Source organism: Corynebacterium freiburgense (assembly GCF_030408815.1).
In the GTDB taxonomy this organism is placed as follows: domain Bacteria; phylum Actinomycetota; class Actinomycetes; order Mycobacteriales; family Mycobacteriaceae; genus Corynebacterium; species Corynebacterium freiburgense.
Map to the genome: position 1 here is coordinate 2,456,117 of NZ_CP047355.1, position 23,605 is coordinate 2,479,721.

15 protein-coding genes, 4 tRNA genes, 2 rRNA genes and 1 riboswitch are annotated in these 23,605 nt (G+C 51.3%); of the genes, 9 read left to right on the forward strand and 12 right to left on the reverse strand.

Annotated elements, in window-relative coordinates; genetic code table 11:
• Positions 1–31: 31 nt before the first annotated feature.
• From CFREI_RS11070 to murA, 3 genes are all read right to left on the reverse strand, one after another.
• Positions 32–3,177 (reverse strand): 23S ribosomal RNA (locus CFREI_RS11070).
• A 253-nt stretch (positions 3,178–3,430) separates the two neighbouring features.
• Positions 3,431–4,959, reverse strand: a 16S ribosomal RNA gene (locus CFREI_RS11075).
• Together the 16S and 23S rRNA genes form the textbook arrangement of a ribosomal RNA operon.
• A gap of 452 nt (positions 4,960–5,411) precedes the next feature.
• On the reverse strand, positions 5,412–6,674 hold the full coding sequence (murA, locus tag CFREI_RS11080) for a UDP-N-acetylglucosamine 1-carboxyvinyltransferase (protein WP_027013645.1): 1,263 nt from the start codon (positions 6,672–6,674) through the stop codon (positions 5,412–5,414).
• 26 nt (positions 6,675–6,700) lie between these two features.
• On the opposite strand from murA, the gene CFREI_RS11085 reads away from it, so the two are divergent.
• The gene (locus tag CFREI_RS11085) at positions 6,701–7,276 is read left to right on the forward strand and encodes a cob(I)yrinic acid a,c-diamide adenosyltransferase (protein WP_027013644.1); all 576 of its coding nucleotides are present in this window, start codon (positions 6,701–6,703) and stop codon (positions 7,274–7,276) included.
• A 42-nt stretch (positions 7,277–7,318) separates the two neighbouring features.
• Here CFREI_RS11085 and ramA read toward each other — a convergent pair whose 3' ends face one another.
• Positions 7,319–8,161, reverse strand: a complete 843-nt coding sequence (gene ramA / locus CFREI_RS11090; protein ID WP_027013643.1) for an acetate metabolism transcriptional regulator RamA — start codon at positions 8,159–8,161, stop codon at positions 7,319–7,321.
• Between the two features lie 1,427 nt (positions 8,162–9,588).
• A riboswitch (cobalamin riboswitch) is annotated at positions 9,589–9,730 on the forward strand.
• 517 nt (positions 9,731–10,247) lie between these two features.
• On the opposite strand from ramA, the gene cysK reads away from it, so the two are divergent.
• From cysK to CFREI_RS11105, 3 genes are all read left to right on the forward strand, one after another.
• On the forward strand, positions 10,248–11,183 hold the full coding sequence (gene cysK / locus CFREI_RS11095) for a cysteine synthase A (protein ID WP_027013641.1): 936 nt from the start codon (positions 10,248–10,250) through the stop codon (positions 11,181–11,183).
• Positions 11,184–11,277: 94 nt separating this feature from the next.
• Positions 11,278–11,868 carry a serine O-acetyltransferase EpsC gene (epsC, locus tag CFREI_RS11100; protein WP_027013640.1) on the forward strand — a complete coding sequence of 197 codons (591 nt, stop codon included), beginning with the start codon at positions 11,278–11,280 and terminating at the stop codon, positions 11,866–11,868.
• A gap of 71 nt (positions 11,869–11,939) precedes the next feature.
• Positions 11,940–12,632, forward strand: a complete 693-nt coding sequence (locus tag CFREI_RS11105; protein ID WP_027013639.1) for a GNAT family N-acetyltransferase — start codon at positions 11,940–11,942, stop codon at positions 12,630–12,632.
• A 9-nt stretch (positions 12,633–12,641) separates the two neighbouring features.
• Here the strand turns inward: CFREI_RS11105 and CFREI_RS11110 are convergent, their stop codons facing one another.
• The 8 genes from CFREI_RS11110 to CFREI_RS11145 all read right to left on the reverse strand — a co-directional run bounded on the left by CFREI_RS11110 (position 12,642) and on the right by CFREI_RS11145 (position 15,161).
• Positions 12,642–12,950, reverse strand: a complete 309-nt coding sequence (locus tag CFREI_RS11110) for a GNAT family N-acetyltransferase (protein WP_027013638.1) — start codon at positions 12,948–12,950, stop codon at positions 12,642–12,644.
• A gap of 81 nt (positions 12,951–13,031) precedes the next feature.
• A tRNA-Phe gene (locus tag CFREI_RS11115) sits at positions 13,032–13,104 on the reverse strand.
• 19 nt (positions 13,105–13,123) lie between these two features.
• Positions 13,124–13,197: transfer RNA gene (locus tag CFREI_RS11120), tRNA-Asp, on the reverse strand.
• Positions 13,198–13,325: 128 nt separating this feature from the next.
• On the reverse strand, positions 13,326–13,658 hold the full coding sequence (locus CFREI_RS11125; protein WP_051256133.1) for a hypothetical protein: 333 nt from the start codon (positions 13,656–13,658) through the stop codon (positions 13,326–13,328).
• Positions 13,655–14,086, reverse strand: coding sequence for a MarR family winged helix-turn-helix transcriptional regulator (locus CFREI_RS11130; protein ID WP_027013636.1), 432 nt, complete (start codon positions 14,084–14,086; stop codon positions 13,655–13,657). The genes CFREI_RS11125 and CFREI_RS11130 overlap by 4 nt, the downstream gene beginning before the upstream one ends.
• A 145-nt stretch (positions 14,087–14,231) precedes the next feature.
• Positions 14,232–14,305, reverse strand: a tRNA-Asp gene (locus tag CFREI_RS11135).
• A 32-nt stretch (positions 14,306–14,337) separates the two neighbouring features.
• Positions 14,338–14,410: transfer RNA gene (locus CFREI_RS11140), tRNA-Glu, on the reverse strand.
• A gap of 94 nt (positions 14,411–14,504) precedes the next feature.
• Positions 14,505–15,161 carry a GNAT family N-acetyltransferase gene (locus CFREI_RS11145; protein ID WP_027013635.1) on the reverse strand — a complete coding sequence of 219 codons (657 nt, stop codon included), beginning with the start codon at positions 15,159–15,161 and terminating at the stop codon, positions 14,505–14,507.
• Positions 15,162–15,433: 272 nt separating this feature from the next.
• On the opposite strand from CFREI_RS11145, the gene CFREI_RS11150 reads away from it, so the two are divergent.
• The 5 genes from CFREI_RS11150 to CFREI_RS11170 all read left to right on the forward strand — a co-directional run bounded on the left by CFREI_RS11150 (position 15,434) and on the right by CFREI_RS11170 (position 23,586).
• Positions 15,434–16,768 (forward strand): MFS transporter, encoded by a 1,335-nt coding sequence (locus tag CFREI_RS11150; RefSeq protein ID WP_051256132.1) that lies wholly within the window; start codon positions 15,434–15,436, stop codon positions 16,766–16,768.
• 50 nt (positions 16,769–16,818) lie between these two features.
• On the forward strand, positions 16,819–17,334 hold the full coding sequence (locus tag CFREI_RS11155) for a CHAP domain-containing protein (protein WP_240483249.1): 516 nt from the start codon (positions 16,819–16,821) through the stop codon (positions 17,332–17,334).
• A gap of 174 nt (positions 17,335–17,508) precedes the next feature.
• Positions 17,509–18,219: a hypothetical protein gene (locus CFREI_RS11160; RefSeq protein WP_027013634.1), complete on the forward strand. Its 711-nt coding sequence runs from the start codon at positions 17,509–17,511 to the stop codon at positions 18,217–18,219.
• 992 nt (positions 18,220–19,211) lie between these two features.
• Positions 19,212–19,967 carry an NAD-dependent deacylase gene (locus tag CFREI_RS11165; RefSeq protein WP_035112587.1) on the forward strand — a complete coding sequence of 252 codons (756 nt, stop codon included), beginning with the start codon at positions 19,212–19,214 and terminating at the stop codon, positions 19,965–19,967.
• Between the two features lie 1,300 nt (positions 19,968–21,267).
• The gene (locus tag CFREI_RS11170; protein WP_051256130.1) at positions 21,268–23,586 is read left to right on the forward strand and encodes an alpha-amylase family glycosyl hydrolase; all 2,319 of its coding nucleotides are present in this window, start codon (positions 21,268–21,270) and stop codon (positions 23,584–23,586) included.
• Positions 23,587–23,605: the final 19 nt, after the last annotated feature.

Sequence of the window (23,605 nt, forward strand, 5' to 3'; positions counted from 1 at the left end):
TACTGTGTAGTGGACGCGTGGCGTGGTGTGGTGTGGTTGTGTTCGGTGGATTAGTACCAGTCACCTTGCATATTGCTATGTGTGCAGTTCTGGCCTATCGACCCCATAGTCTGTGGGGCACCTGTTGGTGAAACCTTATCTTAGAACGGGCTTCCCGCTTAGATGCTTTCAGCGGTTATCCCTTCCGCACGTAGCTAACCAGCGGTGCCACTGGCGTGACAACTGGCGCACTAGAGGTACGTCCGTCCCGGTCCTCTCGTACTAGGGACAGCCTTCTTCAAGTTTCTACGCGCGCGGCGGATAGAGACCGAACTGTCTCACGACGTTCTAAACCCAGCTCGCGTGCCGCTTTAATGGGCGAACAGCCCAACCCTTGGGACCTACTCCAGCCCCAGGATGCGACGAGCCGACATCGAGGTGCCAAACCATCCCGTCGATATGGACTCTTGGGGAAGATCAGCCTGTTATCCCCGGGGTACCTTTTATCCGTTGAGCGACACCGCTTCCACAAGCCGGTGCCGGATCACTAGTCCCTACTTTCGTACCTGCTCGACCTGTCAGTCTCACAGTCAAGCTTCCTTGTGCACTTACACTCGCCACCTGATTGCCAACCAGGCTGAGGAAACCTTTGGGCGCCTCCGTTACTGTTTGGGAGGCAACCGCCCCAGTTAAACTACCCACCAGGCACTGTCCCTGACCCGGATCACGGGCCGAGGTTTGAAGATACCCAATACGATCAGAGTGGTATTTCAACAACGACTCCTCCATCACTGGCGTGATGGGCTCATAGTCTCCCACCTATCCTACACAAACCGTATCGAATATCAATACCAAGCTATAGTGAAGGTCCCGGGGTCTTTTCGTCCTGCCGCGCGTAACGAGCATCTTTACTCGTAGTGCAATTTCGCCGGGTCTGTGGTTGAGACAGCAGGGAAGTCGTTACGCCATTCGTGCAGGTCGGAACTTACCCGACAAGGAATTTCGCTACCTTAGGATGGTTATAGTTACCACCGCCGTTTACTGGGGCTTAAATTCTCCGCTTCAACCCACCACACAGGTGGGTTTCACAGGTCCTCTTAACCTTCCAGCACCGGGCAGGCGTCAGTCCGTATACTTCGACTTGATCGTCTTCGCACGGACCTGTGTTTTTAGTAAACAGTCGCTTCCCTCTCTTCTCTGCGGCCCCGCGCAGCCTCACCACCGCAAGGGTGGGTCACCACGCGTGGCCCCCCTTCTCCCGAAGTTACGGGGGCATTTTGCCGAGTTCCTTAACCACAGTTCGCCCGATCGCCTGAGTATTCTCTACCTGACTACCTGTGTCGGTTTCGGGTACGGGCCGCACACACACTCACTAGAGGCTTTTCTCGGCAGCATAGGATCATCGACATCCCCACATACTGTGGGTACGCATCACGTCTCACCCTCCCAACCGTATTGGGGCAGTACCGGATTTCCCTGGCCTGCGGGCTACACGCTTACACCACAATCCAATCAGTGGCTCGACTACCTTCCTGCGTCACCCCATCGTTTGGCTACTACCAGATATTAGGCCCCACGCGAATACCACACCCACCATCATGCGAACACGTAACCGTGTCCGCGGCAGGCGCACTATCGGGTGGTTAGTCTCACTGATTCACCATGGGCGCATGTGCGCGGGTACGGGAATATCAACCCGTTGTCCATCGACTACGCCTGTCGGCCTCGCCTTAGGTCCCGACTCACCCTGGGAAGATTAGCTTGACCCAGGAACCCTTAGTCATTCGGCGGACGAGGTTCTCACTCGTCATTCGCTACTCATGCCTGCATTCTCACTCGCATAGCCTCCACCACTCGATTCCTCGGCAGCTTCACCGGCCACACGACGCTCCCCTACCCACCCACACAACACTGCATGGATGCCGCGGCTTCGGCGGTGTACTTGAGCCCCACTACATTGTCGGCGCAGAACCACTCGACCAGTGAGCTATTACGCACTCTTTCAAGGATGGCTGCTTCTAAGCCAACCTCCTGGTTGTCTTCGCGATCCCACATCCTTTTCCACTTAGTACACGCTTCGGGGCCTTAGCCGGCGATCTGGGCTGTTTCCCTCTCGACTACGAAGCTTATCCCCCGCAGTCTCACTGCCGTGCTCTAACATTACCGGCATTCGGAGTTTGGCTGGCATCGCTAAGATGTTGGTCCCGCTTAACCATCCAGTAGCTCTACCTCCGGCAAGAAACACACGACGCTGCACCTAAATGCATTTCGGGGAGAACCAGCTATCACGGAGTTTGATTGGCCTTTCACCCCTACCCACAACTCATCCCCTCAGTTTTCAACCTAAGTGGGTTCGCGCCTCCACAGCATCTTACTGCTGCTTCACACTGGCCATGGGTAGATCACCCCGCTTCGGGTCCAGGACATGCCACTACAACACCCTCATTAGGATTCGCTTTCGCTACGGCTCCCACACACACATGTTAACCTCGCGACATGCCGCTGACTCGCAGGCTCATTCTTCAAAAGGCACGCCATCACCCCCACCCCAAACACATGAGGCACAGGCTCTGACGGATTGTAAGCGCACGGTTTCAGGTACTCTTTCACTCCCCTCCCGGGGTACTTTTCACCATTCCCTCACGGTACTCAATCCGCTATCGGTCACACTGAGTATTCAGGCTTACCGGGTGGTCCCGGCAGATTCACAGCAGATTCCACGAGCCCGCTGCTACTCGGGACATCATCACACACACCACACACAGCTTTCAGGTACGGGACTCTCACCCACTCCGGCAGACCATTCCAAGCCACTTCCCCTAACCACGCGCAGCACGCCACAGGCACGGCAGCACCCGCAACAACAACATCCCACAACCCCACACACGCAACCCCTGCCGAGTATCACACGCATATGGTTTAGCCACCATCCGCTTTCGCTCGCCACTACTCACGGAATCACTATTGTTTTCTTCTCCTACGGGTACTGAGATGTTTCACTTCCCCGCGTAACCTCCACACCAGCTATCAAACCTTCACCAGCATGGCGACCGCACACAACCACGGCCAGGTTTCCCCATTCGGACACCCTCGGATCAACGCTCAATTGACAACTCCCCGAGGCTTATCGCAGCCTTTCACGTCCTTCATCGGCTCAGCATACCAAGGCATCCACCGTGCGCCCTTACAACACAACAAAACACACACAAAAAGAAAAAACGCTCGCGTCCACTATACAGTTCAACAAACAACACCCGAAACAACACAACAACACGTGTCACCCCAGACACCCAACAGCATGCCACACTCATCCATTACCAACCGGCCAACCAATCTGCCCCAACCACCTGCACGCAATCAATCACATGCCGTCCACCTGGAAACAACAAAACAAACCAGCCACACACCAACACGATGCGCAGCCACAAAAACAAAAAACAAAACTCCTTAGAAAGGAGGTGATCCAGCCGCACCTTCCGGTACGGCTACCTTGTTACGACTTCGTCCCAATCGCCAATCCCACCTTCGACCACTCCCTCCAGCAACAGCCGGTTAGGCCATGGGCTTCGGGTGTTACCAACTTTCATGACGTGACGGGCGGTGTGTACAAGGCCCGGGAACGTATTCACCGCAGCATTGCTGATCTGCGATTACTAGCGACTCCGACTTCATGGGGTCGAGTTGCAGACCCCAATCCGAACTGAGGCCGGCTTTCAAAGGGATTCGCTCCACCTCACGGTCTCGCAACCCACTGTACCGACCATTGTAGCATGTGTGAAGCCCTGGACATAAGGGGCATGATGATTTGACGTCATCCCCACCTTCCTCCGAGTTGACCCCGGCAGTCTCTCATGAGTCCCCACCATCACGTGCTGGCAACATAAGACAAGGGTTGCGCTCGTTGCGGGACTTAACCCAACATCTCACGACACGAGCTGACGACAACCATGCACCACCTGTATACAAGCCACAAGGGAAACACCATCTCTGGCGCGATCCTGCATATGTCAAGCCCAGGTAAGGTTCTTCGCGTTGCATCGAATTAATCCACATGCTCCGCCGCTTGTGCGGGCCCCCGTCAATTCCTTTGAGTTTTAGCCTTGCGGCCGTACTCCCCAGGCGGGGCGCTTAATGCGTTAGCTACGGCACAGAAGTCGTGGAAGACCCCCACACCTAGCGCCCACCGTTTACGGCATGGACTACCAGGGTATCTAATCCTGTTCGCTACCCATGCTTTCGCTCCTCAGCGTCAGTTACTGCCCAGAGACCTGCCTTCGCCATCGGTGTTCCTCCTGATATCTGCGCATTTCACCGCTACACCAGGAATTCCAGTCTCCCCTACAGCACTCAAGTTATGCCCGTATCGCCTGCACGCCCGGAGTTAAGCCCCGGAATTTCACAGACGACGCGACAAACCACCTACGAGCTCTTTACGCCCAGTAATTCCGGACAACGCTCGCACCCTACGTATTACCGCGGCTGCTGGCACGTAGTTAGCCGGTGCTTCTTCTACAGGTACCGTCACAAACACGCTTCGTCCCTGCCGAAAGAGGTTTACAACCCGAAGGCCTTCATCCCCCACGCGGCGTCGCTGCATCAGGCTTGCGCCCATTGTGCAATATTCCCCACTGCTGCCTCCCGTAGGAGTCTGGGCCGTATCTCAGTCCCAATGTGGCCGTACACCCTCTCAGGCCGGCTACCCGTCGACGCCTTGGTAGGCCATTACCCCACCAACAAGCTGATAGGCCGCAGGCTCATCCCGTACCGAAACAACTTTCCACCATGACACACTAAAGCATGGTCCTATCCAGTATTAGACCCAGTTTCCCAGGCTTATCCCAGAGTACGAGGCAGATCACCCACGTGTTACTCACCCGTTCGCCACTCGAGCACCCCGCAAGCAGGGCCTTTCCGTTCGACTTGCATGTGTTAAGCACGCCGCCAGCGTTCGTCCTGAGCCAGGATCAAACTCTCCACAAAAAAAGAACAATCAGCTCAAACAATCATGAAAAGCCAACATCCCAACAAAAACAAACAACCAACAAAAACAATCAGTTGCCCAAAAAAACAAAAACAAAAAAACAGTCGAAAACCAAGTCCCAACCATCCACCATGACCAGCCACACGCCAGCTCACGAAGCATGAACCCCGCCAGCAACACACAACCAACCACAACAAACAGCCAAAACAAACCAATCAACCACAACAAACAAACATGGCACACTATCGAGTTCTCAAACAACACATTCCATTAAGCAGAGCACAACACACTATAAGCATTAAGCTCACTTGATGGGATTTATCAGCATTTTGGAAGTAGTTCCTGTCGCGCTGACTCGATCTAATCTACACATCACCACAACAACCTACAAACCCGCAGGTAGAAGCATACTTTTACCTGCGGGATGCGTCGATAAGCAAGAGTGAAATGCCTATGTTGTTTCGGTAACGCGCTCCACCCGCGCACCCATTGCATTGAGTGACTCAACAAAATTCGGGTAGCCACGATCGATGTGGTAAACGCCGAGTACCTCGGTAACACCATCCGCGCATAATGCCGCAAGTACCAGCCCAGCGCCAGCACGAATATCGGAGCTCCAAACGGAAGTCGATGAAAGCTGATCAACACCGCGCACCACAACATGGTGGCCGTCAACCACACAATCTGCGCCAAGGCGCTGCATTTCATCAACAAAGCGGAATCGTGACTCGAACACGTTCTCGGTGATAACACTCATGCCATCCGCAACCGCAGCGAGCCCAATCGCCATAGGTTGCAAATCTGTTGGAAAACCTGGATAAGGCAATGTTTGAAAATCTACAGCTACCGGCCGCTGGCGCATCCGTACACGGAAACCCGCCTCGAAGGTATCAATCTCCGCGCCAGCAGACTTCAGTTTTTCTAAAGGCAAATGCAACCACGTTGGGGAAATGCCCACCACGGTAATGTCGCCCTGTGTCATTGCCGCCGCATACGCCCAGGTACCAGCAACGATTCGATCTCCAATAACATTGTGCTCGGTAGGGTGTAGCTTTTCTACGCCGGTAATCGTAATGGTATTTGTGCCTGCACCCTCGATCTTGGCCCCCATAGCAATCAACATATTGCACAAATCCACAATTTCGGGTTCGCGGGCGGCATTATCCAGTGTGGTCACCCCGTGAGCCAGCACCGCTGCAGTAAGAATATTTTCGGTAGCGCCAACCGAAGGGAAATCTAATTTAATGTCTGCGCCTTGCAGGTGGCTTGCTTCCGCAATCACGCAACCGTGTTGAATTCGGGTTGTGGCACCCATAGTTTCCAAACCTGTTTGGTGCATATCCAGCGGGCGGCTACCAATTGCATCACCACCAGGTAGTGCAACCACCGCGCGACCGCAGCGTGCAGTAAGTGGGCCAAGTACGCAGACGCTGGCACGGAATTTACGGACTGCCTCAAAGTCCGCATCGCTTTTTAGCGTTGCTGGGGTATTGATATATACGGAATCACCCCGCAAAAATACATCACACCCTAATCCTTCGAGGACTTTGCGCATATAAAGGACATCGTCAATTTTGGGGCAGTTATGAATAGTTGTGACACCCTCCGCAAGGAGTGCAGCAGCCATTAGCTTCAACACACTATTTTTGGCGCCGGATACCCGCACCTCACCGCACAACCGAGCCCCACCGGTTACCAAAAAACGATCATTCACCTTTCCTACACTAGTAGCGTGAAAGTATGGCTGTGCACTTAACGAAGATTTACACTCGCACGGGTGACGATGGCACGACCGGACTCGCCTCATTTGAACGTGTTCCCAAAGATGATCCACGGCTTATCGCTTATGCCGACTGCGACGAAGCCAATTGCGCCCTCGGCCAAGTTCTCGCATTAGGAAATCCATCCCCCAATATCGCTAACGTGCTGCGTCGCGTACAAAACGAGCTATTTGACGCTGGCGCTGACCTAGCAACCCCGATCGAAAAAGACCCTAAATATCCCCCGCTTCGAATCGAACAAGCATATATTGATCGCCTAGAAAAAGATTGCGATCAGTTTAATGAGAGTCTTCCGAAACTTTCATCATTTATCCTTCCGGGAGGCACCCCCGCGTCGGCCCTTCTCCATACTGCTCGCACGATTGTCCGGCGTGCCGAACGCTCAGCGTGGGCGGCAGTAAGGGAATTTCCAGAAACCACAACCACCCTCCCCGCGAAATATTTAAACCGCCTGAGCGACCTCTTATTTATCTTGGCCCGTGCCGAAAACAACGGCGAAGATGTGCAGTGGGTGCCAGGCGGCCAACGTACATAAGCTTATCGACGCCGCACTCGACGCGGCGTCGATACTCAGCGTTTAAGGCAATGCACCAATACGGCGCGCAGCATTAACAGCCTCATAGCGGGTATGCGCCCCAAGCTTGCGCATTACCGAACGCAAATAGCTTTTCACGGTTTCCGCACCAATGCCCATTTCCTCTGCAGCTTCAACATTGGTATGCCCCAAAGCAACACACGCTAGAACATCTAGTTCACGAGCACTGAGCTTTGTTGTCTGCTTTACACGGACCGGAGTGACCATTTGATCGCAAAGCTCCTCCAATTCCTTGCGTAAATCATCATCACCGACCCGATTCGCCAACATACGAAGTTTGGAGTGTGTCGAGCGAACCTGCTCCCACTCTGCACCATTCATAACCCGACCAGACTTCAGCGAACCTGAACGGCCGCCATCTGCGCGACGAAACGCCGCATTTACCGCCAAGTCTTGTTCCAATGAACGAGCCGTCATTGTGACCTCTTCAATGACCTTATCCCCCAAACGCACTGGGGAATGCACACCCACATACAGCACACCACGAACTTCACGCTGCACAATCACCGGCACCGCAACGATTGAGAATAATCCCTCATCCTGAATGACGCTGTCATACTCATGGCTGATCACATTTGCGCGAGTGTAATCACTCACGCCCACTGGGCGTCGAGTAGTCATAACACGACCACCAACACCACAACCAGCTTCAATAATGAGATTCTGCAACGCCGGAGTCCGTAACCCTACCCATGCGCCAATCTGGAGCCGCCCATCCGGCAACGCAGTAGCAAACATTGTTACGGGAATCCCCGTCGCAGTCTTGAGCGACGTTAACGCCGATCGAATCGCATCCTCATCATCCTTGATGCGCTGAGAATCCACACTAACCTCCTGCAACAGATACATGGCCAACCCGGCACGCCCACAACATCGTCAGATGCAGCCCATCCAACTATGAAAGAGACACACCCGCCTCGAACATAAGAAAACTCTTAGAGGTGAAGTATAATGCCATACCGGGGGTACGCATAGTCATCTTTTGAGTTGTTTTTTCACCACGACTGCCCACTTGGTTTTGAATTAGGGGTAACCTTCTGCCCCCAAAATCGAAACTCTCCCCCTTAAAAGGTGCCCCCAGATAGATCTATTGCTCTACAAGTTTCTCCGTTTTTCGATGTGGATTTTGGGGGTGAATTGTAGAACAATACTGCATCTCTGCAGGTTGCCGTGAGGGCATAAAAATGAGTTCCACAAGAAATCCGCAAAATACAAATTACTTTGAAAAATAAACCGTGCCCTTACTATCGGTGTTCAGTTTGATGCCATATTTCCCAAACTCCATTTACGTAATCCAGTTTCAAAAACACACAGCGCGAACACAGCGTAATCAATATCACTTTTTCAAGCGGCTTCCGGGCCGGAAAATCTGCCCGAAACCAAGCCCTGAAGGACAGCCAGCGCACTACTAAAGTCACCCAACCCCGCCAGGAAACTTGCCCCGGAAAGTTGGATTAGTGTTCTATGCTGCTTCGCGATGAGAGAATGCGGCCCTGACACACCTGATTCAGCTGATTGATGCCTGCGTTGGCTAGCTGCCACCGATTGTCAGGGTTGGTTTCCAGGCGCGTGGGCCGTTTTCAAGTGCGTGAGCTAGTTTTCAAGTGCGTGGGCCGTTTTCATGGGATTTCTCGGATTTCCCAGGCGAATTGTTTGGCTATGTGGGGTAACTCGGCTGGTTTGTCAAAGGTGTTGGCTGGTTTCCTGGGTGTTTGATCTGATTTCCGGGGTGGGTGGGCTGGTTTGTCAAAGGTGTTGGCTGCTTCGCTGGGTGTTTGATCTGATTTCCGGGGTGAGTTGGCTGGTTTCCCGAGCCTTCGAGCCGCTTTCCCAGGGGCTTAAGCCGCTTTCCCGGGTGTTTAATAGGCACACCCTATTGAACTAGTGATGTTTTCATCCCTACTGTCGCAGATTCCATAAAATCAGCGAAAAAAATGGAATTTGTGACAGGTTCCCTACCTATCGTGTCGCAGATTCCATAAAATCCGCCGAAAAAATGGAATCTGTGACAACACGCCCAACCAGCGCCCAACCAGCACCCGAAAGAACCAGGTCGCCGGACGTACACAACCAAATCCCAGCTCACCACAAGCGCACAACCAAACCACCGGCCAAAAACAAGCCCCAAACCCCACGAACCAGCCCACAAACCCAGATCAAACCCAGCCACAACGGCCCCAAAGCCATCCCCGACAAGTAGGGAGCAGATCACGAACCACCCCCTGCCGTATCGCCATAAATAAAAACCGGCTAGTGTAGTTGGCACAACTGGTCTTTCCGTTGTTTGAAACGGAAGGCGCAAGAGGGAATTCAGTGCGATTCTGAAACTGTCCCGCAACGGTAACCAGCAAGTATGCCGGAAAGTCCGATACCTGCCAGTTGCGCTATAACTTCAATAACCTGTTTTCAACTTGGGATTGCGTATTCATTGCCCGCACCTCAAAGGCGGCACCCTTTACTTTTCCTAGGCGGCAATTGGGTCTGCAATGCTAATGATTGAAACACATATTGGAAAGTTATAGCCCGCACATGCCCGTGGAAAGGTTCTGTTCGGATCACAAGGAAATACACTGGTAGTGGTGGTTTTCAACCAGGGTTACCCTTCGCTCTGGAAATCCCAGACCGCCTTGATATTCCTTGCGAGGTGCGCCCGAACGCCGCCACGGGCATGCTGTATTTATTTGCCTTGCGCATTCGGGGGCTTGTACAAGGCAAATGTCACGCTTTCACCAGCAGATTCTCCGTCACGCCTTTCCCATTAAGCCGTGTTTGAACTTTGATTTTTCTACGCTTGCACCAAAACAGACAGAACGTTAGACCACCCTGTCTAGAATTTCCTAGCCATGCAAGGTATTCTTTGGAAGTCGGCCACGCACGGCCCTTCATTGAAGTACTTACAAGGAGCATTTTTATGGCACGCATCCACGCCAATATCACCGAAACCATTGGCGGAACTCCGCTTGTTCGTTTGAACCGACTGACAGCTGACCTCCCCGCTGAAGTCCTAGTCAAATTGGAGTTTTTTAACCCTGCAAATAGCGTGAAGGACCGCATCGGACGGGCGATTCTCGACGCCGCTGAAGCAGACGGATCCTTACAGCCCGGCGGCACCATTGTGGAGGCAACATCCGGTAATACTGGCATCGCATTAGCCATGGTCGGAGCAGCCCGAGGCTACAAGGTTGTTCTTACAATGCCGGAAACCATGTCTATGGAGCGGCGCGTTATGCTTCGCGGCTATGGCGCTGAGATCATTTTGACTCCGGGCTCAGCAGGCATGCAGGGTGCTGTTGATAAAGCGAATGAGATCGTAGCTTCTCGCGAAGGCGCAATCCTCGCACGTCAGTTCGCAAACCCAGCAAATCCAGCAATTCACCGCGCGACCACCGCTGAAGAGATTTGGGCTGATACCGATGGTGAAGTTGATATTTTTGTTGCTGGCTTTGGCACTGGTGGCACGATTTCCGGCGTTGGGCGGGTACTTAAAGATCGCAAGCCTGGCGTTCAGATCGTCGGTGTGGAACCCGCAGATTCCGCGCTATTAACCACCGGCAAGGCTGGCCCTCACAAAATCCAGGGTATTGGTGCAAACTTCATTCCTGAGGTCCTAGATCGCAAGGTCATTGATGATATTTACACCGTGTCCAATGAGGATGCAATTGCAGCTTCTCGTGCCCTTGCCGCCAATGAAGGCATCCTTGGAGGCATTTCAACTGGCGCAAATATTCATGTTGCATTGAAGCTTGCAGCATTGGAAGAAAACGCAGGTAAAACTATCGTAACCGTGGCATGCGACTATGGAGAACGCTACGTTTCCACTGTTTTATTCGACGATATCCGTAGCTAACACTTGTGCGTATCGACGCCCGCGCCGACCTATGCTTATTGCACCGGTGCGACGTGGGCGTCGATAAATGTTACCGCTGATAGTATTGAGCGTTATGTACCGCATCATTTCGATGATCCGCGAAGACCTCGCTAACGCCCGTGAACATGATCCCGCAGCACGTGGCAACCTGGAAAACGCCATTGTGTATTCCGGCTTGCACGCCATCTGGTCTCACCGGATAGCCCACGCATTATGGACTCGCGGCTTTAAAGCACCCGCCCGAATTCTCGCACAATTTACTCGGTTTATGACTGGCGTGGAAATCCACCCCGGCGCAACCATTGGTCGTCGCTTCTTTATTGACCATGGCATGGGTGTAGTCATCGGCGAAACCGCGGAAATTGGAGATGGTGTTATGCTTTACCATGGTGTCACCCTTGGTGGGCAAGTACTCACTCAAACCAAACGACACCCCACCCTCCAGGACAATGTCACAGTAGGAGCAGGTGCGAAAGTACTCGGGCCAATCACTATTGGATGTGGAAGTGCAATCGGGGCCAATGCGGTAGTGACCAAAGACGTACCTGCCAATCACATTGCTATTGGAATTCCCGCAAAGAACCGTCCACGCAAAGAAGATGAATGCATCAAACTTGTTGACCCGGACGCTTATGTAGCGAAAGAGCGCGGAGCAGGGATCTAGTCGTACTTAACGTTTCGGGTCTTATGTGCATACGCTTTTATCCTTCAGCTAACTGACGAAAAGATTGCGCAATGAATCCTCTAGCAACACTTTGGCCACCCTATGGTGTCCGCGTAACTGTGATAACGCCACAACATCACCTCACCCTTAGCGCAATTACAGATACGGACCTACCTGAAATCGCCAGTATAAAGCCCGAAGATGTTTACGGCCCCGACATCCCCGACCATGCATTCCCATGGATCTTCCAAGAACCAACTCAACGCGCCTATAGCAGTCTTCAATTACGCTGGTTAAACCGCGCAAATATGTCCGCCAGAAACTGGAGCTTTGATTTCTCCGCATATGAAAACGAAACACTTATCGGCGTAGCCGATCTCCGTGCAGTAAATTACTGCACCAACCGGACCATAGAAACCGGATCATGGAATTACTACCAGCATCAAGGTAAAGGCTATGGCACCCTTATTCGTCATGGCCTCGCCGAACTATGCTTCCATTACTTTAAGGCTGCAAAACTACAATCAGCTTGGGTACCCAGTAATATCGCGTCTGGCCGGGTCAGTGAAAAATTAGGATACATCCATACCGGCGAAACAGAAACGCCCGTTGGGCCCGAAGCCAAACCGGAAAAAGCCATTGTTGCTCAACTCAGTGCACAGCGCTATCAACGCGGCTATGTAAACGCACCACAAATATCGGTTACGGGTATCACACCTCAATTGCTTACGCTCCTTGGGGTGGACGCCTTACCGGATACTTAAACACTAAGCCTAGCGTTCAATAAGGTTTTGAAATTCTGGGTTTTTACTCATAAACCCAAATACGGCAGAGCAGGATGGGCGAACTAGCAATCCATCTTTTTCGGTTTGCGCTAATGCCGCTTGGATAAGCGGCTTAGAAAGCCCCATTCCCTGGAACTGCGGATCGATCACCGTATGGTTGAAATCCCGAACACTTGGACCATCAGTTTTTTGCACTTCGCAATATTCTGCAACGCCGGCTATGGTGTCATCGGAAAAAAGCAGAAACCGAAAATTTTTAGCATCATGTTCAACACGCAATTCTGGCGACTCGGACATTATTTTGAGTTCCTTTCAATCGCATTCCGACTGTTTATAAACCAAAAATCCCCCAGCGACAATAACACTGGGGGAAATTTGTGGCCAGAACCAGGATCGAACTGGTGACCTTCCACTTTTCAGGCGGATGCTCTACCGACTGAGCTATCTGGCCAGAGTAGCTTGGCTACTCGCGACCCTGACGGGGCTCGAACCCGCGACCTCCGCCGTGACAGGGCGGCGCGCTAACCAACTGCGCCACAGGGCCGTGTACTTGCTCGAGTTTTGTATTCAAAAACCCGTGCTGTGCACGAAAAGTAACTATACAGAGAATTCTTCAACAGGCGCAAACCCGCATGTAGAAGAACCTTTTTCCAGGGCGAAACAGGCACAGAATCACGTCAGCCACCATGCGGTGGAAAAATGGACTACTGCAGCACATATAGGCGCAATCACCGCAGCTGGAATCATACGCCGAAGTCCAATAACTGCATCTACTCCCTGAATCACACCAGCCACCAGAAGCCAAATAAAAGCTTGGCTAGGTAACCAACACACCACTACTGCCATGCCCAGGCCGAATGGAACTGCTCGAGCAGCGTACATTTGGACATAATAAGGGGAATGTTTAGACTCGCCGGAAAGTAAAGTTGGTCGCCACAGCGCAACCAAACCAAACATGCTCGAAGCTAACGCTAACAGGGCATTTACCATTAGAAGCCATGTCATTTCAGATTCCTCTCCACGCGAGCTAACAAATCGAAGAGGGTATCTAATTCTTGCGCACTCAGCCCCGCGAGCGCGTAGCTGTTTGTGGCGCTGGCGAGGTCCCGGGCGTCGGCAAGCATGGCGTCGGTCTGATCGCATAAGTGGATGACATAGCGGCGGCGATTTTGTTCATCACGCTCGCGAGTGATATAGCCACGTTGCTCCATGCGTAGAAGCAGTTCAGTCAATGTGGGCATATCCATACTGGTCCGGGCCGAAATATCGTGTTGTGCGGTACCAGGATGCTCATCAATGTCCTGTAACACGGCAAATTGTGCGGGAGTCAGACCCAGAGGTTTCAGCTGGTTGGCAAACTGAATACCTAATGCGCGAGCGATGCGATTCATGCGAAATCCGAACGACGCATCAAGAAAAGACAACTCTTGCATATCCACAATTCGTATACTAACTATTATGGAGTTATTAGGCAACAGGCAACTACTACAACCCGCTCAGCTTTAGCTGCCTCATACCCAGCAATACAAAAAAGCCCTTGTGCAAAAACAACACAAGGGCATTCTTTTGAAGGAATTGCGACCCTGACGGGGCTCGAACCCGCGACCTCCGCCGTGACAGGGCGGCGCGCTAACCAACTGCGCCACAGGGCCAGAAAAACTGGCCATTACAGCCAGTTTCCTTGCACTCCCAACGGGATTCGAACCCGTGTCGCCGCCGTGAAAGGGCGGTGTCCTAGGCCCCTAGACGATGGGAGCTTATCGACAAGAAAGTTTTCTTGCGACTGGAGAGAAATATACGCACTCTAAGCAAAGTTCGCAAATCAAGCCCTGAACAGCGAAAACATGAGTCCTATAAATCCCAGATTTCACGCACCTTTTCGACGCCTTCCATTCGCACCGGAGCAGGGAAGGCTTCAAGGCGACGTTGCGCCCATTTTTCTTTTGTTAGCCGAAAGCGTTCAACCTCCACACGCTCGCCCGCCCGGTCCGCCCACACCGTGCCATTTGGCGCGAAACCTAATTTGCGCGACACTCCAATAGCACCGTGATTGTCCACAAATGATGCTGAATGAACCTCTAAAGCATCGAATCCACTAAAAAGAAGCTCACAAATAAGTGCACGCATTTGGGTACCCCAGCCTTGGCGCTGGTATTTGTGCCCAAGCCATGCACCCGTTTCTGCAACACGAGTGGTTTGCCAATCTTGACTGCGGGCTATTTGCAATCCGACTGGCTCGTCTTTGTACAACACTGCAAGCTGAAAATTTAAAACACCATGCGCAACATTCCCACGATGCTTCCACTGTTGCTGCAGTACCCAGCGGGCACGTTCTTCGGGACTTGCTAGTGACCACTCAGAGTGGAATGGATGCTCCTGAGGCGGCTGTTCCCCTTCAGCCGCCACTTCAGCAAGCTGACAAAGAATTTCATCCGTAGCCCAACAGAGACGCATATGCCCCACACCTATCGAGAGTCCTGCTTGTGGCCAATACTGCGGATTAAACATTGTGGGCGCTCCTTACAGTGGTTAAGTTTTGGCATGCTGCCCTGGGTTTTCTTCCCTCAATTTTGACACATTTTTAGTCGTAGAGCTGGCAGGTTTTCCTGGCAGGCTTTGAGATTGCAAGCGGGGTGACTTTTGCCACAACCCTTTCACTGAATTTTCAAAAGATCTTTACACGGCACCCTAGACCGACTGTCAGTCGGTGGCGTACACTAGGACCGTAGAAAGAAAGCATTTTAAGACAATCGAGGCTCCGAAACGGCGGCTCAAAAACCATGAACACGGCAAATACTTCACGCGCAACCCAACGCGGCTTTCAAATCTTTCTCACCATCTGGACAGCCCAGCTAATTGCACGAATTGGCAACGGGCTTACTGCCTTCGGACTAGGGGTGTACTTATATCAGCAAACAGGACTGGCAACACCCGTCGCTATGGTCACTATGGCCGCTTTCTTCCCCTCCGTATTACTTGCACCGTTTGCGGGAGTCCTTGCAGACCGAATAGATCGCCGTTTACTTATGATCCTCGGCGATTCCGCCTCGGTTATCGGTCTACTTTTGCTCGTAGCTACCCTCCAACAGAACGCCACCACGCCAATAATTTGTGCTTGCGTGATCTTAAGTTCAATATGCAATTCAGTAATGGACCCCGCATACCGCGCAACCGTTACGGACTTATTAACACCAGAAGAATATGCACGCGCCAGCGGAATGGTGCAATTAGCATCGGCAGCACAGTACTTACTAGCGCCCGTGGTAGCTGGATTTTTAATTTCCAAATATAACATAGTCACACTTGTAACAATCGATATATGCACTATGGCAACCACCATTATTTGCATGGTCTTTATTTGGAAAAAAGTAAAAACCACACCAAAAGAAACATTAGGGGATTTTTGGAGCGATTTTCAATTTGGTATCCGCTTCCTTTCACGAGAACGCAATATTCTCACATTACTTTGGCTCATTACGCTTGTAACATTCTGCATGGGCTTTATACAAACCCTGTTCACCCCTCTTGTACTCGATCTTTCCAATGAACAAACCCTTGGTATGTTAACCTCTCTAGCCGCTTCTGGAATGCTAGTGGCAAGCATACTTATCGGCGTATTTAATATGGGAAATAACCATATCCGTTATCTTTCAATTGGGCTGATTTGCGCCGGAATTTCCGTAAGCTGCATGGGCACTAGCACCTATATTGTAGTAATCGGAATATTTGCTTTCCTGTTTTTCTGTTCGCTGCCGCCTATGAATACCAGCTTGGAAGTGCTTGTTCGGTCTGCGATTCCAAATGAAACCCAGGGAAGAATTTGGGGCTTAATTTCCCTACTATCTCAATTCGGGTTTATATTCGCCTATGCTATCGCCGGCCCACTTGTCGACCACGTATTCAACCCCCTTTTAACACCCAATGGCCCACTAGCATCTTCAATTGGCGTATTTCTGGGGGTAGGCGATACCCGCGGCATTGGATTATTGTTCATTATTGTAGGTATAGGAATGGCTGTACTCGGCGTGCAAATAAGGCGAAATAAAAACGTTTACGCCCTACAGGAAAACTTTTTGCAACAGCTTGACGACGCCCCGCCCGCGACTTCTCACTGAAAGCCCAACGTATGCTTCGACTCACCGCAGCACTTTTTACAGCCGCAATAATGCTAATTGGCTGTGGTAGCACGCCTGGCAACAACCCATCCCAAAACAACACCGTCACTGAATTCCCCACTATTCAAAATCTCAACCCCGTCCAACAAAAAATAGTCGGTATTTCCCAGCAAGAATTTCAAGCACAACCACCGGGTTCCAAATATAGTGATGGCGCCAATGAGGCATGGTGTGCAAATTTCATCAGCTGGGTTTACCGGGAGGCAGATATTCCTTTGGAGAATCCAAACTCGGGCGGTTGGAGAATACCAGGGATCTACACGCTCAAGGAATACTTAGAAACCAACGGGCGTTTTCACCCAGTAGATTCCGGGTACGTTCCCCAAACTGGAGATATAGCAATCTACCAGGGCTCCCCCATATTTGGAGACCACGCCAATATCGTGCTCCAAGAATCAAATGGCGTACTCACCACCGTTGGTGGCAATGAAGAAGGAAAAATTCGCATATACACCAATAATCAAAAGGACTACACAGGGCTGCTTGGTTACGGATCTCTGCAATAGTCCTAGATGCTCGTAACAGATATCTTGACCAATTGTTGCTGAAATTACGCGTATTTTGCCGCAAATATTCTAGCTCGTTGCGGTTCGTTCCCCAGCATGAGCCGATTCCCTGGGTACACTTGTGCCCAATATTTTCAATCGTGATGGAATCATCAAAACCTAAGGAGCGAGCCCATGCATGCTCAGCACCGTCCACATCTTACTGTTCCTCTATTTCGGACCAGTGTAATTTTTGCGGCTACACTCGCACTCTCAAGTTGCAGTGGAGAGAGTGATCCTAGCCTCGAAACTCATGTGCCGGTGCTTTCAACTATGAAGAATACGCGTTCTCAAGAAAGTACAACGAATAGTGGCGAGCCAGGAAGCATGGATTCTGGGTATATCGATAAAACGCTGAATGATGGTGCAGCTACTTGGAATTTCCCGCTCGTCTATAAAGATTGGACTGCCACCCCAGCGGATGCGGAAGGGAAAAGCCAGCTGGATCATACAAATGACTGCAAGTTTTTTGCAAACCAAAACTACAGTGTCACCCCGGAAGCAGGATCTGATGGTGATGCTACAAAAGCACAAGTAACTGCATGGCAAGACGAAATAGCTGGCTCTGCTATTGATCCAGTATTTAACTCGGAAAAATCTTCCGATATTCGGGGAATCGGCAATAGCAGCGTAGAAACAATACGCGTCAACACTACATATAACGGTCAGGACGGCGTTCCATATCGGTCAACGGCTTGGTTCCGCACTTTCACCACCACAGAAAAACCTGCAGCAGTTTCATTGCATTATGTTTGCCCGGCCGATGCATATAATGAAAGTGATTTGAAGGGCCTTTTGGATAATACGCGGCTAATGAATGTTAAACAAAGCAGTATGCAGCAATAGAATCCTCAATCCTCCTAAAGGCAGTTTCACGCAAAACAAGACCCCAAAGCTTCCGCACCTAAGGTTTTGGATGCTTTGGGGTTGCGCCCTTGCATTGAGAGAAACAAAAGGCCTAGATTCAACCTTTTAAATAGTGAACTTTCGTTGCATTATGAGTTCTCAACTTATCCACCGTATCCCTACGGTATTCACCGTGCCTGGTCAGTTAAGCTCACCACTCTGATACGTGATTTCCTACTCCACAGGGTTCAATTCGTTTATGGATAGCTAGTCCCTAAACTGCATTACTACCATATGAACCAAACATTCGCTTGCAGCGTTTATTTGGGGTTGATTCAGGTTTCCCTGCCAACCATTAAGGCACTTTCAGTTATCACGGAGGAAGACTTTTGCTTTGGTGACTTTGCGAAAGGTATCGAACCTTTTATTCTCCTGCTAATGCAGGAAAACACTCCCAAACGAGCGCAGCAATTGACAAAAAGACGTGCTCCCTCTCGAAGTTTCGTTGATGTTTCCAACAACAAAATGCTTCACGCCTTAATAACGTTCGCGGTCAAGCTACTAGTATTCAAACATTGTAAATAGATTCGCCAACCCATCTATCATGTTTCTGGTTCACGCCCTTGATTGACGGTCTCGGACTATTGAACCTTCTGTAAATACACCATGGTTTGCGGTCATATCGTTTTGGGTTGCGTTCTTACCCAGATGAACCTAGCGCTTTTAGGCTCCCGATAATACTCACCATAACGGCCTCACCAGGAAAACCCCAATAAGACTGAAATTTACAGATTGCCTGAAGTTCCATATTGTTCCTAAGGCACAACATGGCGGCGGCTTGTCATCACCAACCTTTTGAGACGCTCACGCGCCCCTCGTGCGTCAGGCCGCGAAAATCAGCGTTCACCAATTTTCTATGAGAACTATAAATATGTCTCAGAATTAATGTCAATAGGGTTACAAAAACCCACTCCCCCGTTACCCTCGATATTATGACCCTTAGCGACGCCCTCAAACTTGCAGAATTCGCACAAAAAGTCGAGGTTTTTACCGGTGCCGGGATGAGCGCGGAAAGCGGCATTCAGACTTATAGAGATGACACTACAGGCCTATGGGAAAATATTGATCCGCAAGCAATGGCATCGATTTCCGCATGGATTCACGACCCAGAACCCATGTGGGCTTGGTACCTCTGGCGCACACATTTGGCTTCGAATGCAGAACCTAATGCGGGGCACTATGCATTGGCCCGTTGGGCGTCGATAAGCGATGTTCATATCACCACACAGAACATCGATAATCTGCACGAACGGGCGGGTTCGCCAGCGGTAGCACATTTACATGGAAGCTTATTTGCTTGGCGATGCACCATTTGCGCGAGGCCATACCGCAATGTCGAAGCTATTAACACCCCTATCGAACGCTTAACTCCGCCAAACTGTCCACTATGTGGAAACTACATTCGACCTGGTGTTGTATGGTTTGGAGAGGCACTTCCACAGCGTGAATGGACAACCGCCGAGACGCATATCTCGAATGCAGATTTGCTAGTTATCGTAGGCACATCGGGCGTTGTACAACCAGCGGCCTCTCTTCCGCTTATTGCGGTGAACTTAGGAATCCCAATTCTAGAAATTTCCCCAGCAGACACTGAGCTTACGGGAATAGCAAACTATTCTTGGCGAGCCACCGCAGCCACTGCACTGCCGGAATTGGTGGATGCGCTTGAGTACCGAGTACAACCTTAAACCACTATCAAAATGAACTACTCCCCCACTTATTGGACTGCACCGTGCGGGGTTTGAGTTTGGTCCCAGTTTTGAGACCATAAATGCCTTGGGGCTTGCGTGCCTCTTGAGGCCAATGTGGTTGCTGCGTCTCGGACTCCACTGGGCGAGACTGGGTTTGATCTGAGTTTGCAGCCTGGGTTTGCGGGGTTTGATCTGGGCTTGGCCGGTGGTTTGATTGTGCGCTTGTGGTTTGGTTGTTTGCGTCTGATGACCTGGTCCTTTCGGGTGCTGGTTGGGCGCTGGTTGGACGTGTTGTCACAGATTCCATTTTTTCGGCCGATTTTATGGAATCTGCGACACGATAGGTAGGGAACCTGTCACAGATTCCATTTTTTTCACTGTTTTTATGGAATCTGCGACAAACCCCAGGTCAACGATTGTGTGCAATGTTGGTTGCTGTCACAAATTCCATTTTTTCAGGCGATTTTTCAGGCGATTTTACGGAATCTGCGACAATGCGGATGAAAACATCGCTAGTTTGATAGGGTGTGCCTATCAAACTGCAGGGAAAGCGGCTCGAAAGCTCGGAAAGCCAGCCAGTACCCCAGGAAACCAACTCAAACCCCGGGAAACCCTGGATTTCCAGCCAACCCGCCCCAAAATATCAGGCAGATCTGACACCCCACGCCCCGAAAATCAGGCAGATTTCACATCACCCACAACCCACCAGAACATTTCCCCAGCTCACACCCCCAAACCAAAAGCCCACAACACAAATCTGCCTACCCGAGCCTTTCCCAAGCCTGGCTAGGCCCCAAAGCTTTCTCAGACCTTCCCCGGGTCTGGCGCGGACTGCATCAGGCCTTTCAGACCATTTCCTAGTCCTCACCCCAAGTCAATCCACCCCAAGTCAATCCGTGGCAACAAGCCCACCCCACCCACTAACTAAATCAAGCCCACCCCACCAACCAACTAAATCAAGCGCACCCAAACCACCGCATCCGATCCCTGCAACAACATAGAACAAAAGCCAGTTTAACTTTCGGCAGCAAGTTCAAAATTACCCCCATCGGTGGGGAACGCACCTTATAACGCAAGACGTTCTACATCGCCAATCCTGACTCGCAAAAACCAGCGAGCTTAAGTTATGCACTACGGGTCATGTATTCAAGCAGTCAGCTGCGTACATGCACAAAAATCTGGAAGATTACAATGCCTCGTTCAACTGTTCGATGAGTTGGGGGCAATGCAGCACAGTAATCAAAAAAATATCTATAGGGCCTGCCGCATCTCTCCTATTCATGGAATTATGGCCCCCATGACCAAAATCATTGCACTTGACCAAACAACGTGGTCTCAAGCCACTTGGCCGCTTGGAACTCATCCTCATGCTGACGGTGTCACTTTTGCGGTGTTTGCCCCTGACGCCACCCGTATCCAACTTGAGGTGTATCCTGAAGCACTCGGCGCAAGCGCAACGCATACCTTCCTTCCAGCTCGCGGAAATGACGGCGTATGGCGCGCCAAAATTCAAGGCCTGCAGATCGGTTCACTTATTGGATTTCGCGTATGGGGCCCCAACTGGGTTTGGGACGAGGCTTGGACGCCTGGATCAGATGCAGGGTTTATTGCTGACCTAGATGAGCACGGCAATCGTTTTAACCCAAATAAAGTGCTTTTTGACCCCTATTCCAGGGAGATTACGCACAATGTTTTCACGGACGAATTACAGCGTCTTGGTGTCAATGATGGTGTGTTTGGCACCGGCGGCGACCTTATTGATGGTGTGCCACGTCGACTCATTGATACCGCACCATATGCACCAAAAGGCATTGTAATTTCGGAAGGTTCAGAAGTTTCACCAAAACCAAAACTGCCAGCTGAAGAAGCCATAATTTACGAGGCAAGTATCGAACAGTTAACCGGCCACCCTTCTGTCGCACGCCTCGCCGATCTCCTGCGTGATGAGCCGGGCTTTGGGGGCGTCGAAAATATCCCTGCGGAATACCACGGCACATATAAAGGCGCCGGTATGCTCGCACCTTATCTCAAGGCCATGGGTATCACCACCGTTGAGTTATTGCCGGTGCATGAAACTAATGTTTCTGAAAGTGGACGTGATAGCGCCACAAATTCCTGGGGTTATATGACCTTGGCGTTTTTTGCGCCAAACCGCCGCTATGCATCTGATAAAAGTTGGGGCGGGCCAACTCGCGAGTTCAAAGAAATGGTTTCCGCATTCCACGACGCTGGTATGGAGGTTTACCTGGATGTTGTATATAATCACACGGCCGAGGGCGGCAACTGGAATGGGGATGTAAATACCACTGGATTTACTAGCCTCGGTGGGTTTGCCACCGCCGAGTATTACCAAATGACCGGCGAAAAAATTCTTGTCGACGGCGCGACCGGCACCTCAAACCAGCTAAATTACTCGTCCGACGCCGCCCAGCAACTTGTGCTTGATTCTCTTCGCTACTGGGCAGGCGATATGCATGTTGATGGTTTCCGTTTTGACCTTGCCACAGTCCTTGGCCGTAAGCCTGGCGGGGCGGAACCAGATGATTGGGGTAACCAAAAACGCTTCTTTACCGATCATCCACTTTTGGTTGAAATCGCAAAGTTTGCCGAAGAGGAACACGTCGAAGTTATTGCCGAAGCTTGGGACCTTTGGGGCTATGAGGTTGGCAATTTCCCTCGCGGTTGGGGCGAATGGAATGGCCGCTACCGTGATGCAGTCCGCGCGTTTACTAAAGGCGACGGTAATACCAGCGAATTCCTCGATATGTTTAATGGCGATTACCACCACTTCCACGACAATGGTGGGGCTCAAAAAACCATTAACTTTATTGTCGCCCATGATGGCTTTAACCTTGCAGACCTGGTCAGTTATCAAACTAAAAACAACGACCAGCCCTACCCCTTTGGACCTTCCGATGGTGGCAGTGACAATAATGTGTCCTGGGATTCTGGTGGCAGCCAAGCGCTGCGCCGCCAACGACTCCGAAACCTATGGACCATCCTTATGTTCTCCCGCGGCGTCCCAATGATTGTTGCCGGCGACGAATTCGGCCGCACCCAAAACGGCAATAACAATCCTTGGGCCCTTCACTCAGTGGCTATGCGCAATAACTACGACATGCTCACCACTAACGCGCCACAACGTGTCCCTGTCGCCGAAGATATCGACGCCGCGTACCACGACAATCTCGGCGAGTTCGCCAATGACAACCCCAATGTCAATGGCCTGTTCCGCTTTGCCAACTTCCTTATGCAGCTCCGGCATCGCCATAGCAGTCTCCAGCAAACCGAGTGGGGCGATAATATTGCCAATAATCACGACGTCTCCTACCTGTTCTACAACACAAGTGGCGACGCCGCGCCCGCCGAAGGTGACCGTGCCCTAGGTGTATACATTGACTCCCCGGAAGATAATTTCTGGATCATGATTAATATGACCGGAGACCAACAGGACTTCTATGTCCCAGAAGAATTCCGCACTTCCGACTGGCGCTATATTATCGACACCGCCAACTGGGCGGAATTGGTAAACAACTACTGGCATGACGATGAAGCAGTCACCGTACACAACCACAACTCGGTACACCCCTGGTCGATCGCCGTGTGGCACCGCTAATTTGCTGCATCGGCCTCAC